This is a genomic window from Rhizobium sp. A37_96, from assembly GCF_053521765.1.
The window spans coordinates 22,255-37,848 of sequence record NZ_JBNWDS010000012.1 but is presented as its reverse complement, the minus strand read 5'-3'; the positions used below and the strand labels follow the sequence as shown (position 1 = coordinate 37,848).

The 15,594-nt window shown below is 61.0% G+C and carries 17 protein-coding genes and 1 pseudogene; 12 read left to right on the top strand and 6 right to left on the bottom strand.

The window, feature by feature from the left end:
• Positions 1–35 precede the first annotated feature (35 nt).
• The 4 genes from ACQZ6J_RS24340 to ACQZ6J_RS24325 all read right to left on the bottom strand — a co-directional run bounded on the left by ACQZ6J_RS24340 (position 36) and on the right by ACQZ6J_RS24325 (position 2,805).
• Positions 36–1,382: a cbb3-type cytochrome c oxidase subunit I gene (locus tag ACQZ6J_RS24340; RefSeq protein WP_449085961.1), complete on the bottom strand. Its 1,347-nt coding sequence runs from the start codon at positions 1,380–1,382 to the stop codon at positions 36–38.
• A gap of 21 nt (positions 1,383–1,403) precedes the next feature.
• Complete coding sequence (locus ACQZ6J_RS24335; RefSeq protein ID WP_449085960.1) at positions 1,404–1,856, bottom strand: c-type cytochrome; 453 nt, start codon at positions 1,854–1,856, stop codon at positions 1,404–1,406.
• A 113-nt stretch (positions 1,857–1,969) separates the two neighbouring features.
• Positions 1,970–2,251, bottom strand: coding sequence for a cytochrome C oxidase subunit IV family protein (locus tag ACQZ6J_RS24330; protein ID WP_449085959.1), 282 nt, complete (start codon positions 2,249–2,251; stop codon positions 1,970–1,972).
• Between the two features lie 5 nt (positions 2,252–2,256).
• Positions 2,257–2,805 carry a cytochrome c oxidase subunit 3 gene (locus ACQZ6J_RS24325; RefSeq protein WP_449085958.1) on the bottom strand — a complete coding sequence of 183 codons (549 nt, stop codon included), beginning with the start codon at positions 2,803–2,805 and terminating at the stop codon, positions 2,257–2,259.
• Positions 2,806–2,923: 118 nt separating this feature from the next.
• Between ACQZ6J_RS24325 and ACQZ6J_RS24320 the strand changes: the two genes are divergently transcribed.
• Together ACQZ6J_RS24320 and ACQZ6J_RS24315 are read left to right on the top strand one after the other, a co-directional pair.
• Positions 2,924–3,079, top strand: coding sequence for a hypothetical protein (locus ACQZ6J_RS24320; protein WP_449085957.1), 156 nt, complete (start codon positions 2,924–2,926; stop codon positions 3,077–3,079).
• 48 nt (positions 3,080–3,127) lie between these two features.
• On the top strand, positions 3,128–3,820 hold the full coding sequence (locus tag ACQZ6J_RS24315) for an NnrU family protein (protein ID WP_449085956.1): 693 nt from the start codon (positions 3,128–3,130) through the stop codon (positions 3,818–3,820).
• A gap of 43 nt (positions 3,821–3,863) precedes the next feature.
• On the opposite strand, the gene ACQZ6J_RS24310 is transcribed toward ACQZ6J_RS24315, so the two are convergent.
• Complete coding sequence (locus ACQZ6J_RS24310; RefSeq protein WP_449085955.1) at positions 3,864–4,439, bottom strand: UbiX family flavin prenyltransferase; 576 nt, start codon at positions 4,437–4,439, stop codon at positions 3,864–3,866.
• Between the two features lie 408 nt (positions 4,440–4,847).
• Here ACQZ6J_RS24310 and ACQZ6J_RS24305 point away from each other — a divergent pair, with 408 nt between their 5' ends.
• The 5 genes and pseudogenes from ACQZ6J_RS24305 (at position 4,848) to ACQZ6J_RS24285 (ending at position 9,254) form a co-directional block, all read left to right on the top strand.
• The gene (locus ACQZ6J_RS24305) at positions 4,848–6,359 is read left to right on the top strand and encodes a UbiD family decarboxylase (RefSeq protein ID WP_449085954.1); all 1,512 of its coding nucleotides are present in this window, start codon (positions 4,848–4,850) and stop codon (positions 6,357–6,359) included.
• 42 nt (positions 6,360–6,401) lie between these two features.
• Positions 6,402–7,085, top strand: a pseudogene (gene ric, locus ACQZ6J_RS24300) (iron-sulfur cluster repair di-iron protein).
• The gene (locus ACQZ6J_RS24295) at positions 7,070–8,242 is read left to right on the top strand and encodes an NnrS family protein (RefSeq protein ID WP_449085953.1); all 1,173 of its coding nucleotides are present in this window, start codon (positions 7,070–7,072) and stop codon (positions 8,240–8,242) included. Before ric ends, ACQZ6J_RS24295 begins: the two are co-directional and overlap by 16 nt.
• Before the next feature lie 84 nt (positions 8,243–8,326).
• On the top strand, positions 8,327–8,743 hold the full coding sequence (locus tag ACQZ6J_RS24290) for a DUF6522 family protein (protein ID WP_449085952.1): 417 nt from the start codon (positions 8,327–8,329) through the stop codon (positions 8,741–8,743).
• Positions 8,744–8,777: 34 nt separating this feature from the next.
• Positions 8,778–9,254, top strand: coding sequence for a hemerythrin domain-containing protein (locus ACQZ6J_RS24285; protein WP_449085951.1), 477 nt, complete (start codon positions 8,778–8,780; stop codon positions 9,252–9,254).
• Between the two features lie 51 nt (positions 9,255–9,305).
• Here the strand turns inward: ACQZ6J_RS24285 and ACQZ6J_RS24280 are convergent, their stop codons facing one another.
• Positions 9,306–11,483 (bottom strand): methyl-accepting chemotaxis protein, encoded by a 2,178-nt coding sequence (locus ACQZ6J_RS24280; protein ID WP_449085950.1) that lies wholly within the window; start codon positions 11,481–11,483, stop codon positions 9,306–9,308.
• A 275-nt stretch (positions 11,484–11,758) separates the two neighbouring features.
• Between ACQZ6J_RS24280 and ubiT the strand changes: the two genes are divergently transcribed.
• The 5 genes from ubiT (at position 11,759) to ACQZ6J_RS24255 (ending at position 15,586) form a co-directional block, all read left to right on the top strand.
• Positions 11,759–12,268 (top strand): ubiquinone anaerobic biosynthesis accessory factor UbiT, encoded by a 510-nt coding sequence (ubiT, locus tag ACQZ6J_RS24275; RefSeq protein WP_449085949.1) that lies wholly within the window; start codon positions 11,759–11,761, stop codon positions 12,266–12,268.
• The gene (gene ubiU / locus ACQZ6J_RS24270; RefSeq protein WP_449085948.1) at positions 12,259–13,236 is read left to right on the top strand and encodes a ubiquinone anaerobic biosynthesis protein UbiU; all 978 of its coding nucleotides are present in this window, start codon (positions 12,259–12,261) and stop codon (positions 13,234–13,236) included. Before ubiT ends, ubiU begins: the two co-directional genes overlap by 10 nt.
• A gap of 2 nt (positions 13,237–13,238) precedes the next feature.
• A complete protein-coding gene (gene ubiV / locus ACQZ6J_RS24265; RefSeq protein WP_449085947.1) occupies positions 13,239–14,177 on the top strand; it encodes a ubiquinone anaerobic biosynthesis protein UbiV in 939 nt (312 codons plus the stop codon).
• 455 nt (positions 14,178–14,632) lie between these two features.
• Positions 14,633–15,178 (top strand): iron transporter, encoded by a 546-nt coding sequence (locus tag ACQZ6J_RS24260; RefSeq protein ID WP_449085946.1) that lies wholly within the window; start codon positions 14,633–14,635, stop codon positions 15,176–15,178.
• Between the two features lie 66 nt (positions 15,179–15,244).
• Positions 15,245–15,586: a cupredoxin domain-containing protein gene (locus ACQZ6J_RS24255; RefSeq protein WP_449085945.1), complete on the top strand. Its 342-nt coding sequence runs from the start codon at positions 15,245–15,247 to the stop codon at positions 15,584–15,586.
• Positions 15,587–15,594 lie beyond the last annotated feature (8 nt).

Below are 15,594 nucleotides of genomic sequence, written 5' to 3'. Positions count from 1 at the left end.
ACTGGCGGCCCCGCGACATCGTGGGGCCGCGCTGGTCATTCCGCGGGCTGGGCGATCCGGGCAGTGTTTCCCCGGCGCTCCCTGCCGGGAACGAAGATCGCCCAAAGGAACATCAGGACCGAAATCAGCACGAAGACGCCCGATCCCAGGCGGATCCAGTAGAAGAGGGCGAGCTGGTCCTGCACCTCCATGAAGCTTTCGCCGAGGACGCGCTGCAGGTGCGCCTGCAGAATGCCCGCAAAGGTCAGTGCGAAGGTCATGACCGACATTGCCGTGCACATCAGCCAGAAGCTCGCGATCGAAAGCCACTGATTGTAGGGCGCCCGCCCGCGGATCTCCGGGAAGGCATAGGCCATCATGGCGAGATTGAGCATCACATAGGCGCCGAAGAAGGCGAGATGTCCGTGGGCGGCCGTCAACTGCGTACCGTGTGTATAGTAGTTCACTGCCGAGAGCGTGTGCAGGAAGCCCCAGACGCCGGCGCCGAAGAAGGCCATCACCGAGCAGCCGATCGACCAGAGGAGAGCGGCCCTGTTCGGATGCTTGCGTCCGGCCTTCCACGTCATGACGAAGGTGAAGATGACCATGGTGAAGAACGGCGCGACCTCGAGCGTTGAGAATAGCGAACCGATCCACTGCCAGTAGCCCGGCGCGCCGATCCAGTAATAGTGGTGGCCGGTGCCGAGGATGCCGGAAAAGAGCGCCAGCCCGACGATGACATAGAGCCACTTCTCCACGACCTCGCGGTCGATGCCGTTGAGCTTGATCATCAGGAAAGCGAGGACCGACGCCATGATCAGTTCCCACACGCCTTCGACCCACAGATGCACGACATACCACCAGTACATCTTGTCCAGCGCCAGATTGGCCGGATTGTAGAAAGCGAAGAGGAAGAAGATCGCCACGCCCCACAGCCCGAAGATCAGGATATTGGTCACCGTCGTCTTGCGGCCCTTGAGCACCGTCAGCGTCACGTTGAAGAGGAACATCAGCGCCACGACGACGATGCCGACCTTGATGGGAAAGGGCTGTTCGAGGAATTCCCGGCCCTCATGAATGTGGAAGAGGTAACCGATGACCGCGAGGGCCGCGGCAATCAGGAAAAGCCAGAACTGAACGACGGCGATCTTCGTGCTGTAGAGCTCGGTCTCCGCCTCCTCCGGCAGGAGATAGTAGGTCGACCCCATGAACCCCATCAGCAGCCAGACGATCAGCGCATTGGTATGGATCATGCGCACGATATTGAACGGCAGGAGTTCGGACAGCGTATTGGGCAGAACATAGATCGTGCCGGCGAGAACCCCGAAAAGGATCTGTGCAAGAAAGAGGCCAAGCGCTCCGTAGAAATAGAGCATCGCGACCTTCTGGGTTTGGTATTTCATTTCCTTCTCCTTTGAGATCGCTCAGCCCGCGTCGTTCGGCGGCCAGCCCTGCGTCTTGATGCGGCTGGTCCATTCGAGGAAATCGGCAAGGTCGTTCAGTTCCTGGTCCGTCAGGTGGAACTGCGGCATCTGCCTGCGGCCCTCCACGCCGGAAGGCTGTGCCGCCATCCAGGCCTTCAGCGTCTCGCGCGCCCCTTCCGGATCGGTGTCCCCGCCCCAGCGCTTCCAGACATTGCCGAGCTCGGGCGCGAAATAGGCGCCCTCGCCGACCAGCGTATGGCAGTTGATGCAGGCGTTCTTTTCCCAGACTTTCTTGCCGTGCGCGACGGAAGCCGTCAGGGTTGTCTCGTCGGTAGAGACGGTTCTTATATAATAATGGCTGTGCGCCGTCAGCCCGACGAAGATGACGAAGAAGAAAATGGAGCCGCCGTAGAAGACATTGCGGGCTCCCGATTTGGTAAGGCGTTCTGTCATCCCGTGGTCCTTTCGATGCCGGGCGAACACCGTTTCGCATCCTCGGCAGAGATGTTTTGAGGCGACCGGGCCTGCCGTTCTTTGCGCATTGGCAAACAGCAGACAGATGGACGTCAGCCACCGATCCGCGCATCGACGAGGACCGCCGTTGCGATGGCGGCAAAGGCGAACAGTGCGGGCCAGGCCAGAAGTGCCATGCGCATAGGTGTCGACCTTTCGCGCATGCCGAGAAAATCAAGGACGATCAGCTTGGTCTTCAGCAGGCCGAGTAGAAAAATGGCGGAGAGCACGAGGACCGCGTCTCCGGCCAGACCGGACAGAAGGACCGCTGCACCCGCAAGGACGATGAGCTGGAAATAGACGCGGTTCAACCGCCCGGGACTGCAATGGATCATGAAGGTCAGGCCAGATAGACGAGCGGGAACATGACGACCCAGACGAGGTCGATCACATGCCACAGCGTGGTGATGAGCGTGATGTTGGACCTGCTCGGCCGCCAGGCGACCAGCAGCAAGACGAATGCACCGAATAGGACGTGCAGAAGATGAAAGCCGGTGGTGAGTAAATAGAGCTCGAAGAAGGAGCCGAACGATGGATCGCCGGCGAACGGAAGCTCGCCGGCATATTCGGCGACCTTGACGAGTGCGAAGGCAAGACCAAGCAGTGCCGCAAAGAGCAGAGCCCGCCGGCTCTGGCGGTGGGACGCCCCGGTGCGGGCAGCCAGTGCGGCCTGCCATCCGCTGGTCAACAGGATGATCGTGTTGAGGGCGGCAAGCTCCGGGTTGAGATGCAGCCGTGCGGCCGCAAAGACTGATTGTTGCAGCAGCGCCGTCACCAGGAATGCGCCGAAGAGCACCCCGAAAGCGACGAGCTCGCTCCAGACGAGGATCCACAACAGGAGTTCGTCCGCCGGATCGTCTCCAGCGTCTTGAAGGGCCGCCTGACTCATGCCTTCCTCCGTATTCGTACCGAAGGCGACATAGGCTCCTCACAGGGGAACTTCTTTGCGCAGACGCAAAGACAGGGAGCGATGCGGGACTAGGTTCGCTGCAACCATGGAGTATGACATGACGGACGCGCAAATCGGTCTTTCGATCGCCACGCCTATTATCATCATCTTCGCGCTTGGCCTTTACAGGATGGGGGTCCTTCAACGGGGCGGCGCGGTTTCGGCGGTATTGTTTTCCGTGGCGATCGCCGCCGTTCTCCTCCTGGACCGCTAGACGGCGGGCAGGTCTCCGTTACCCCGACAGCAGCAAGGATTGAGAAACATGGTGCAATTTTTGTCAGCTTTCAGCGCTTTCCTGCTGATGCATTCCCTTCCCGCCGTTCCGGCCGTGCGCGGGCGCCTCATTCGACGCTTTGGCCGACGGGCCTATCTCGGCCTGTACTCGCTGGTGTCCATTGTCCTCCTCGCATGGCTCTCCCACGCGGCGCTCGCAATTGATTACATTCCGCTCTGGGAACCGGCCCCTTGGCAGGCATGGATCACGCTCGTTGCGGCACCAGTCGGCATCTTTTTCGTGCTGGCAGGCCTATTCAGCCGCAACCCGCTGTCGATCTCCATTCGGTCGGGAGACGGGGCCGGATCGGTCACCGCCATCACCCGCCATCCCGTCCTCTGGGGTTTTTCCCTCTGGTCAGCAGGTCATATCGTGCCGAACGGCGATCTTCGCTCGTTGATCCTCTTTGGCGGGTTTACCGCCTTTTCGCTGGCCGGGCTCTTCCTTCTCGACAGGCGAGCTCGCAAACGGTTGGGGACGGATTGGAAGACCGCAGCCGCAGGCACTTCGGTACTGCCCTTCGTGGCGATCCTTTCCGGCCGCGCGCATTTCGGGATCGACGGGGCAATGACCTCCGCCGCGCTTGTAGCGGCCGCCCTGACGGCATGGTTGCTTGGCGGCGGGCACGGTCAGCTTTTCGGCGTGGAACCGCTGCTGCTCGCTCTTTCCGGTTTCCGGTGAGCGGAGCCGGCTATCCGCCCGGCGCGCCCGCAGCCGCTTGATATCAGACTCCACCCCATTCCCCTGCAAAGCGCTCCATCGGAAGATCGAGCAGATCGATGGCGCGCGCCGCAAGATGGTCCACGATCTCTGCTGCGGTCGTCGGGCAACGGTAGAACGCCGGAACCGGTGGCATGATGATAGCTCCCATTTCGGTAGCGCTGCACATGTTGCGAAGATGTCCGAGATGCAACGGCGTCTCACGCGTCATGAGAATGAGCCTGCGGCGCTCCTTGAGATGGACGTCGGCAGCCCTGACGAGGAGATCGTCTGCAACGCCGGTCGCTATTGCCGCCAATGCCCTCATGGAACAGGGAGCCACGATCATGCCCGCGGTCCTGAACGACCCGCTGGCGATCGTTGCTCCAATATTTCCGATTGCGTGGCTACGGGAGACCAATGCTAGGATTCCATCGAGCGCTTCAGGTCCGACCTCATGCTCGAGTGTTCGCCGAGCCGCCTCCGAAACCACCAAATGGATTTCAACTTGTCCCGCCTCAACCAAGAGCTCAATGATCCGAACGGCAATGGCGGCGCCCGAAGCACCCGTTATACCGACAACAACACGCGCAGGCTTCATCGGATGGCTCCTTCGAGTAGGACGGCAGCCCGGAGGCGATCAATACAGACCGGCGTCGTCATAGTCACCGGACCCCATCGGCGGTCGGTCCCGGTACACAAGGCAGATCCCCCTTCGCGAAGTGCCCGCCTATGGATCTCCGTGATGTCGTAAATGAGAGAAACCGTCGGCGATAGAAAGTGCTCTTGCTGATTGAACATGGCCATGAATTCCTGGGTATCTGAAGCGCTGGATGACGAGCGCATCATTCATGCGATGTCTCTGATCGGTAGAAGCAACACTGTCTTTGAGCTGCCGCAAACAGCCAGAGGCTCCAGTCGCGGACCTCTCTCGCCGCAATGTGGACCGAGACCAGGCTGTTTGCGGCAGCTCAAAGACGACCGTCGTCTCCTTGCGCATAGCACGGCGATGAAAGAAGATATCGCCATTCCCCGTCGCTACTCCGGTCTACGGGATTTCGTCAGCCTCCTCGAAAGCAGAGGGCAGCTGAAGCGGGTATCCCAGCCCGTGTCACTGGTCCACGAGATCACCGAAATTCATCGGCGGGTCCTGGCGGATCATGGGCCGGCGCTGCTCTTCGAAAAACCGGTCAACGCCTTCGGCAACATTCACCCGATGCCGCTCGTAGCGAACCTCTTCGGTACCCGCGAACGGATCGAATGGGGTCTCGGGCTCAAAGCGGGCGGACTTCCTGGGCTTGCTGCCTTTCTGAGTGACCTTCGCGAGCCGCGTCCGCCGCGATCGGTTCGCGACGCCTGGCTGAAACTTCCGCACCTCAAGGCCGCACTTTCGCTGAACACCCGGTCAGTGTCGCGCCTGCCCTGCCAGGAAATCGTCTGGCAAGGGCCGGAAATAGACCTCGACCGGTTGCCGATCCAGTCCTGCTGGCCGGGCGAACCGGCACCCCTTGTGACCTGGCCGCTGGTGATCACCCGGGCGCCGGATGATCCTGACGACATCAATGTCGGCGTCTACCGGATGCAGAAACTCGGCAGCGATCGCCTGATCATGCGCTGGCTTGCGCACCGGGGTGGCGCAAGGCACCATCGGATGTGGCAGGGCCTCGGCCGGGACATGCCGGTCGCGGTGGTCGTCGGTGCTGACCCCGCCACGATCCTTGCTGCGGTCATGCCGTTGCCCGACACCATGAGCGAGCTGCGTTTCGCAGGACTGCTCAAAGGCCGGCGACAGGAAATCGCAACCGCGCTGTCGGTGCCGCTCCCCATTCCAGCAGAGGCGGAAATCGTTCTCGAAGGCATGGTGTCGGCTACCGAAGTGGCGGAGGAAGGACCTTACGGCGACCACACCGGATATTATAACGCCGTCGAGGCTTTTCCGGTTGTCTCGCTTTCGGCGATCACCATGCGCCACGAACCTCTTTATCTCTCGACCTATACCGGTCGCCCGCCTGACGAACCGTCACGGCTCGGGGAGGCGATGAACGATCTCTACATACCGCTGATCAAACGGCAGTTTCCGGAGATCCGTGACCTCTGGCTTCCGCCGGAAGCCTGCTCCTACAGGGCGATGATCGTCTCGATCGACAAGCGCTATCCTGGCCAGGCACGCCGCATCATGATGGGGCTGTGGTCCACCTTGCCGCAGTTCAGCTACACGAAGCTCATCATTGCCGTGGATCCCGATATCGATGTCAGAAGCTGGCCCGATGTGATCTGGGCGCTTTCCACCCGTTTCGACGCCAGCCGCGATCTGATGGTGGTGGATAGGACCCCCATCGACTACCTCGATTTCGCGTCCCAGCAATCGGGGCTCGGCGGCAAGCTGGGCCTCGATGCCACAACGAAGATCGGCCCGGAAACAGAGCGGGAATGGGGCCGGGTTCTCGGCATGTCTCCCGAAATCGTCGCAAGGGTCGACCGGATATGGACCTCCCTCGGCCTCGGGGAGGCTTCGCCATGAAGTCCTCGAGCGATCTTGAACATCACACCCAAGGAGAAAATCATGACCGAATTTAACCTGGACAAGACAGTCGCCGCGCTCGCTGCGGAACTGCGGGAGCCACCCAGCTCTTCCAGCGCCACGATATCAGCTTCTGCGGCGGGGACATCCCGCTTTCCCAAGCAGCCAGGCAGGCAGGGCTCGCTCCCGCGGCTCTGATTGCGGAGCTGGAGGCCCCCGAGCATGCAGCCAGGCGAAACGCTGGATGAGACATCGGCGCTCATCGCCCATATCCTCATGCGATATCACGCGGCACACCGCGAAGAGCTCGCCTGGCTCATTCCCCTGGCGCAGAAGGTGGAAAGCGTACATGGCACCCATGCTTCCGCACCGGTCGGGCTTTGAGAGATACGGACAAAGCTGCAGGATAGCCTCGAAAACCATATGGCGCGGGAGGAGCAGGTTGTCTTTCCGATGATGCAACAAGGGGGAAGCCCGACGATTGCAGGTCCGATCGCGAAAATGCGGCACGAGCATGACGAGGAGGCGCAGCATCTGCAGATGATCGAACACGTCACGCACGGCCTTGCACTGCCGCAGGGCGCTTGCGGCTCATGGACCGCGCTCTATACGGGGCTGCGCAAGTTCACCGACGATCTCGTTGTCCACATGCATATCGAGAACGCGGTCCTGTTTCCGCGCTTCGAGCCGTTGCGTAGCCGGGGGAGGCCATGCCGGAAGCGATGAGATGCCTCTGGCAGGCGCCGCACCGTCCTCTGTTCCTGGCCACGGGACTCTGGGCGATTGTCGCACCCTCCGTCTGGCTCCTCCCGCGCGAGATCGTTCCCGACAAGATCGCGTGGCATAGCCGCGAACTTCTATTCGGCATGGGTGGCGCCGCGGTGGGAGGCTATCTCCTCACCGCGCTGGCCGCATGGACGAAACGCGGTCCGGTTTCGTCTTCCGTCACTCTGTTCGTCACCCTCCTCTGGTGCCTATCCCGCCTATCGACTGCATTTTCGAGACACCTGCCGCCTATCGTCGAGACGTTGGGAGCTTCAGCCTATTTCTTCGCCCTGACCGTCATTCTGGCATGTGGAATCGCCTCCGCCAGAGACCGGTGCCGCGGTCGCGCATGGGCGCCGCTCGGTACGGCAGCGCTTGGCCTGACCGCGATCCTGTCCCGTCAGGTCACAAATCCTGTGGGCGACACCATCGGTCCGAGCACGGTGCCTCTGATGTTCGTCATGCTGATCGTTCTGGTCGGTGGTCGCGCGACGCCTGCGTTTACCCGCGCATGGCTCGACCGCACAGACGTCGAAAGACCGTTTCGCGATTGGTCCGCATTGTCCTATCCTGCACTGATGGCCATTCCCGCTGCTGCGGGACTTGCAGCAGCAGGGCGACAGGCTGTGGCAGGACTTCTGCTCATCCTAGCGGGTCTGATGCTCTTCTTGCGCATGAGCGGATGGCAAAGTCTGTGTGCTCGCCGATATCCGGCGCTTTTCATCCTGCACGTCGCCTTCGCATGGACACCCGCAAGCCTCATCCTCATCGGTGTTGCGCATGTCTATCCCGGCAAGGTGCCGCTGGGTGTCGCTCTGCATGCCGTTACGATGGGAGCCATGGGAACGATGATGCTCGCCTTCATGATGCGGGCGGCGATGATCCGCCAGGGAGACGTTCTCGTGCTCAATCGCAAAATGCATTTCGCCTTTGCTTTCGTCTTCCTGTCGGCGTTGCTGCGAATCCTTGCAGGATGGATAGTCGAGACGGAATTCGACCCCATCATTGCTGCCGCCGTGTGCTGGATCGCGGGATGGGCATGTTTCCTCTGGGCTTATATACCGGCATTGCATGGTCCGGCCCCCAGACCGGTATTCAGCGCCTCTCCGGCGCATTGACGAAAGAGCAGCGCCAGCAGGCGTCAGAAAATCGCCGGCGGAAAGAAGAGCAACGCATATAGAACGCGACCCGACGGAGACGTCATGCTGGAGTCTTGTGAAGTCGCCAGTCGCTTCGGGCTGTCAGGCAAAGACTTTCGGCAACGAATACGACAGGGGCTGGTGGCAAACGCGGTCGAGCGAGGCGAAGGCGATGACAACGGCACCTGCCGGCTGAGCGTGGGCATCGGAAACCGCGTGTACGCGCTACCCTCAACAACGAGGGCAAGGTGCAGAACGAAGCCATCACGTTCGTACGTGGTGAAGCGCGACCTCCGGGATCATGGGGGAGAGAGCAGACACCGGACGAGCGACCCCCTTCCGTCCGATGGCCCCTCTCACCCTCCTGCGCCTGACCTTCTCGGTTGTTTGCGACGGCACAAAGAACCGCACGGCGACCTCCTTCATGCTGTGCGTCCGGCATGGCGACGTCGCATTCCGATTATTCTTGTGCACCGATGAAGCCCGCCGCATGCATTCCAGTGAGGAAATGGATATGTCCGCAGGCCAAAGACTGAACGCACGCGATCTCGCTGAGCTCGAAGGAAACCACGAGTCGCTGCTGGCGCTCTGTCTCACCCTGGAGGAGATCGCGTTTTCACTTCCTGGAGAAGTGGACAACGATGCCTGCCTGAGCGCGTCGCAGACGATGGTGCAGCTTCTGCGACGCGCCCACCAGATGGAAGAGCGCATCCTGTTTCCGGATTTCGACCGGAATGCCGGCTCCCATTTTGCAGCGACATTGATCGAGCGCCTGAAGGCTGAGCATCGCTGCGACGTGCTGGCTTGTGAAGAGGTATCGTTAGCCCTGAAAGCGATCGCGGAAAAGGGCAATCGGCCGCAGGGCGTGGGACAGGCTCGCTACATGCTCCAGGGTTTCCAGGAAAGTGTCCGCAGGCACGTTTTCTCGGAAAAACTCATCATCGAGACGCTCCTGGTGGCGGAGGCCGAAAGGCGCGAAGTCCTTGCCTGATTGATACTTGTGTGGTTCCTGCGGGTGGTGAAGGCGATGGCGTCGCCCGCCTCAAGCGACGGCAAGTCTCTGAGGTGCCTTGCCGGATGCAGGCTGTTGTCCAGTCCGAAACGCACCGAGCTGGATCCTGAGATCCTCGGCCTGCCCCGCAAGCGACCGGGTAGCGGCATTTGTCCGCTCGACCATGGATGCGTTCTGCTGCGTGATCTGGTCGAGCTGGCCCACAGTCGATGTGATTTGCCCTAGGGCGACGGATTGCTCGGTCGACGACCGTGCGATCGCACTGATCTGCTGGCTTATCATCTGAACGTGCCCCTCGATGCCGCCAAGCGCCTCGCCGGCCTCACCGACCAGCGCGACACCGCCTGCAACATCTCTCGATGCTTGCTCGACCAAGACCTTGATCTCTCGTGCGGCAGCCGCAGAACGTTGGGCAAGTTCACGTACCTCCTGGGCGACCACCGCAAATCCCTTGCCCGCTTCTCCGGCCCGGGCCGCCTCAACGCCGGCGTTGAGTGCCAGCAAATTGGTCTGGAAGGCGATCTCGTCGATAACTCCGATAATCTGCCCGATCTGGCTGGAGGACCTGGCGATCGCCTGCATAGCGGCGATAGTGTCACCGACGATCCTGGTCGCCTCCGAGGTATCGGAACGGGCAATGTCGACGGATTTCTTTGCCTCGTCGGCTCCATTGGCGGACATCTTCACCGCCGTTACGACTTCCTCCAAGGCTGCCGCGGCCTCTTCAAGAGCCGCAGCCTGACCGGCGGTCCTGCGGGCAAGATCTTCTGCTGCCGCATGCAGGCTGGTGCAAGCTGCGTCGATCGATCGGGCATTGTTGCCGGCAAGGAGTACAAGGCACTCCAATGCTTCGGTCGATTGATTGTATGTCAACCGAAGCGGTTCCAGGCCTGAAGCCAGTTCCTGGTCGATACGATAGCGCAGATTGCCACTGGCCAACTCCCGGAGCCCACGGTTCAGTTCGTGCAACGCCTGTTCGAGTTCGCCGGAGCGAGCAGCCCGTTCTTGCTCGACAATTGCCGCCTCCATCTGCTTTTGCGCGAGATGGCGCACCTCCTCCTCTTGCCCAAGAGTCAGCCGCAGGCGGGCTGCCTCGATGGCATGATCGACGGCGCGTGCCAATGCGCCGATTTCGTCTCGGGAGTCGAGAGCAACCGATGCTTCGTCCGCTTCCCCCTTGGCGAGCTGCTCCACCGTTTTCGTCAGCTGTTTCAACGGACGAACCACACCAAGCCCTATCGAGATCGACAGCAGCAGGGCTAGGCCGGTGGCCAGACCAAGGATGGTGCCAGCAAATATGAGGGTTCTCAGCTCGCGCTGCGCCCGGCCGGCGGCATCTGCGCGAAGGGATGCCAGCACCTTACCTTCGAGGACATGCAGGGCATCGATACGTTCGGTTGCGGCGGCATGCCATTGCGCTGCGTCCCAGCCCGAAAGATCGACGTCCGTGCCGGCGACGAGCAGGCGCCGGCGCATCGATGCCAGCGCAGTCTCGCGGTCCGGACCGACAGCCTCGATTTCGTCTGCAAGCGCAGGATTGGTCGCCCTGAATTCATCGAGAAGGATGGCCTGCCCGCCATAGAGCGACGAGAACTTTAGGATTGTGGCCGCATCGATATGCCTTGACGAGATTGCGGCATTGCCGAGCGCACGTTCCTCGCCGGCAAATTCCTTGGCGCCTGAAAGTTGATTGTAGCCGTCGATCTGCGCAGCCATCTCACCGGCTGTATCCTGCGCGGCCAGAGCATGTGAAATATCGAGAAACCGACCGATCAGGCGAGTGTAGAACAGATAGCTTTCATCCGATGTCACTGCGCCACCATCGACTTGCCGGCGAAATTCGGTCAGCTTCGTGAATTCCTCTGGACCGATGCCGGTTCGTTGGCCCCCATTCTCGAACGCCCTCCCAGTCCGAGCAACCATCGAAGCCAGCCGGTCGAAATCGAGCCGTGTGCTCTTCAAGCGATCCGATGTGCCTGCTGCCTTCCGGCCAAGCAGCGTCGCGCTCTCACCGCGTTCGGTCTGCAATTGATGGATGGCGTCGGCAATGTTCGAGATATAGGCCGTAACATCGACAAGGTGATCGGCGGTGCGGTAGGCGACGAAGCTCCGGTCGAGCCTGTCATAGGAAAGCCCCGCAACGACCAGGAGCGGCAGACAGACGGAGAGCAGAATTCTCTTCGTGATCGCGACATCGGACAAACGCATGAACGACAACTCCGCAGAATGCCGGCCTCATGCCGAGACGCCGCAATTCATTCCCGGCCGGTCCGCATTATGGCCATCGGCCTCGTCCTTCTTTGCCGCACCGCAAACAACAATGGAATTTCACCGCTGCCCGGGGAAGGTGTCTGCAATGCACGAGCGGAAAGGACACGAAGCAATTCCCTCTCCGCCAACCATCGCTGCTCTTTGCGTTGGCGCAAACACGGATGCCATCGCGGCAGATAGCCTATACCGGCGTTTAAGCAGGATATGCAACCATGGAACTTCCACGCCTCCTCGCCATTCCCTTGACTTATATGCCGCTTGCAGCAATCGAACGTGGCACGGGAATGCTTTTCCGCCGGCTCCTGAAAAAGCATCCCGAACTGTTCGAGCGCTTGGGGGAACATAGGACAAAGCGCTTCGCTTTCCTGCCGGCCGAACTGCCGCTTGTCTTTGTGGTGGAGCCGGCACGACTGGCGATCAGCGTCGTCCGCAAGCCTTTGCTGCCGAACCCTGTGGATGCATCCGTCGAAGGGCCGCTTTTCATGCTGCTGGCGCTACTCGAAGGTCGCAGCGATGCCGATGCCTTGTTCTTCTCGCGTGACCTTGCCGTCACTGGCGACATGGAAGCCATGGTCGCCATGCGCAATACGCTCGATGACGCCGGCGTCGATCTGCCGCGCGACCTTTCCGGCCTGGCAGGCCCCTTCGCGCCCTTGTTCGGAAGGTTGGCGGCGGATGTTCGCCGACGGGTCCTCGTCGAGGAGGTCTCCGCATGGAACTGATCTGTCCAGCCGGAACGCCGGCCGCCTTCCACGAGGCCGTCGATGCGGGCGCCGACGCTGTTTATTGCGGCTTCCGCGACGAGACCAATGCCCGTAATTTTCCCGGCCTCAACTTCACCCGCGCCGAACTGCGCGAAGCGATTGCCTATGCCCGCCGCCACGATGCGCAGACCTTGGTCGCCCTGAACACTTTCATGCGCGCTGGAGACGAGGACCTGTGGTACCGAGGCGCCGCGGATGCCGTATCGCTCGGCGCTGATGCACTCATCGTGGCCGACTTCGGCTTGATGGCACATGTGGCAGAGCGCTACCCCGAACAAAGACTGCATGTGTCGGTTCAGGCATCCGCCTCGAACGCCGATGCGATCAATTTTCTTGTCGACGCGTTCAATGCCAGGCGGATTGTCCTGCCAAGGACGCTCACGATCGCCGACATCGCCCGCATTGCGCCGCAGATCCGTTGCGAGATCGAGGTCTTCGTGTTCGGCGGGCTCTGCGTCATGGCCGAGGGGCGCTGCTCTCTCTCCTCCTATGCGACGGGGAAGTCGCCCAACATGAATGGCGTCTGCTCGCCGGCCGGCCAAGTGCGTTACCGCCAGGACGGCAACGACCTCGTTTCCGAGCTCGGGAACTATACGATCAATCGCTTCCCCGCCGGCGAGGCAGCCGGTTATCCCACTCTGTGCAAAGGCCGCTTCGATATTGCCGATAGTCCGGCCTATGCTTTCGAGGATCCGGTCTCCCTGGATGTGATGGGGGAGATCGATGCGCTTGCAGCTGCAGGCGTCAGCGCGTTGAAGATCGAGGGCCGGCAACGCGGCAAGGCCTATGTTGCCGAAGTCGTCTCGACATTGAGAAAAGCCCTGTCGTCGGCGCCAGCCCAGAGAACTCCCCTCCTCGCTCGCCTACGCAATCTGAGCGAGGGCCAGAAGACGACATCGGGCGCCTACGAGAAGCGTTGGAGGTGAACATGAGCCGCATCACATCGCCGTCCCTGACCATGGGACCCGTCTACTATCTCTGGGACGGGCCGAAATGGCGAGATTTCCATTTCCGAATCGCCGATGAGGCGCCGGTGGAACGGGTGGTTATTGGCGAAACCATCTGTTCCAAGCGTCAGCATTTCATCGAGGCCCATATCGCTGAAGTCATTGAACGGCTGGAGGCCGCCGGCAAGACCGTGATCCTGTCGACACTGTCGCTCGTGACCCTGGAACGGGAAAGCCGGCAGATCCGGGAACTCGTCTCGGACAGCGAGTATCCGATCGAAGCCAACGATCTCTCCGCCCTCGGGCTGCTGAATGAAAAACCGCACAGAATCGGGCCTCTGGTGAACGTCTATAATGCGGCGACCGCCAGGCTGCTGGCCGGCCGCGGCGCGACCTCCATCTGTCTGCCGCCGGAATTGCCGTTCTCCTCCGTCGAAAGGATCATTGCCGACGGTCCCGAAATCGAATTTGAGATCTTCGCCTTCGGCCGGACGCCGCTCGCCATCTCGGCGCGATGCGCCCACGCCAGATCCAAGGGCAGAACCAAGGACAATTGCATGTTCGTCTGTGGAGAAGATCCCGACGGGCTGCCGGTGAAAACCCTCGACCGGCAGTCCTTCCTGGCGCTGAATGGTGTGCAGACCGTGTCGCACACCTGTCAGTCGCTTCTTGGCGAACTCGCCAGCCTCATCGACTGCGGCGTCTCGTCGATACGTTTGTCTCCGCAGGACTGCGATATGGTGGCGGTCGCGGGGCTCTATCGCGCCGTGCTCGATGACGTACTGGATGCCGAAGAGGCGATCACGCGGTTGCGTGCAATTTATCCGACGGCGCCCCTGTCGAACGGCTTCCATCACGGTCGCGCGGGTGCAGCCTGGGTTGCTCGCGCCCGCAATACGGCGCATGGCGCAAACCCGTGAGCTGAGAGCAACGTCCTTTCCTGCTTGTCGCGGCATGATTGTTTTCGCGGTCTCCGCTGCGGCTTGAGCGATGGTTGTTCGATGATCCGGTGTTTGGGACAGTCGCTGGGCGGCTGGCGATGGGATGCTGCAATATCGCGGTGAGCTAAGATATATGACTTCTCACTGATAGGCTTCGGCCTCGGTGTGCTCTGAAACTGGCTAGAGGCTTCCCTGTCGGCGACCGCCGCGGTCCTCGCTTGCAGCTCTTCATCGCCTCGCAGCGCGAGCCGAACCGCTGACTTTTTGGCCCATTCCCTAAGGTAGAGTGACCCGGTGAAATCTCCGCTTTGTTTGCGCCAGCGCAAAGAGAAGTCCTCAACACGCCAATAATCATGACTTATGCAGTCATGATTTAAAACACGACCGCGGCCATTCGCTTCACGCCAGCAGCAGCCAAAAAAAGAGGAACTCCAATGTCCTGGTTCAAGACGCTCTCGTTCACAGCCACCACCGTCGTTCTCGCTGGAGCGGCAACCAGCTACGCGGCGGAATATCCGATCGGCGAGCCGAAGATCATGCATGGCATGGAGATTGCCGCGGTTTATCTGCAGCCGATCGAGATGGACCCGGAAGGCATGATGTTGCCCGCCGCGCAGGCCGACGTTCATCTGGAGGCAGATATCCATGCGACGGCCGACAATCGCAATGGCTTTGCCGAGGGCGACTGGCTGCCGAACCTGCATGTCGAATATGTCCTCACCAAGCTCGATGACGGCGAGGAAACGGCCGGCGCCTTCATGCCAATGGTGGCAAGCGACGGCCCGCATTATGGCGACAACGTCAAGCTGATGGGCGCCGGAAGATACAGGCTGCAACTGGCGATCCACTCGCAGCCCCATGGCGAGGCCAGCTTTGGACGCCATGTGGACAAGGAAACCGGCGTGGCTCCCTGGCCGGAGAATTTTACCGTGGAATACGAATTCACCTACGCAGGCACGGGAAAGAAGGGCAGCTACTGAGGCCCGTATGCCTTCGTCTGGAAGGCATCTCTCCCGATACCCACTTCTCCTCAAGGAAACATGTCGATGCGTATCTGCTCGATCCTGTTCGCCGCTGCCGGCCTTTTCGTCTGCGCCGGAACGGCATCGCTTCACGCTGGCGAGGACCCGGTCTTTGCGATCGAATTCAGGGACGGCGTCATAATGCCGCTGCGCATCGAGGTGCCTGCGAACGTTCGCTTTAAGATCGAACTGCACAACGCAGGATCGAGCCCGGTCGAATTCGAGAGCGTCGAACTGCGCAAGGAGAAGGTGTTGGGGCCGGGCACCACGTCCTTCATCGTCATCAGGCAGCTTGCGCCGGGAGAATATACCTTCTTCGACGATTTTCATCTCAACATGCCTCCGGCAACGCTGGTTGCGCGATAGAGGAGGTT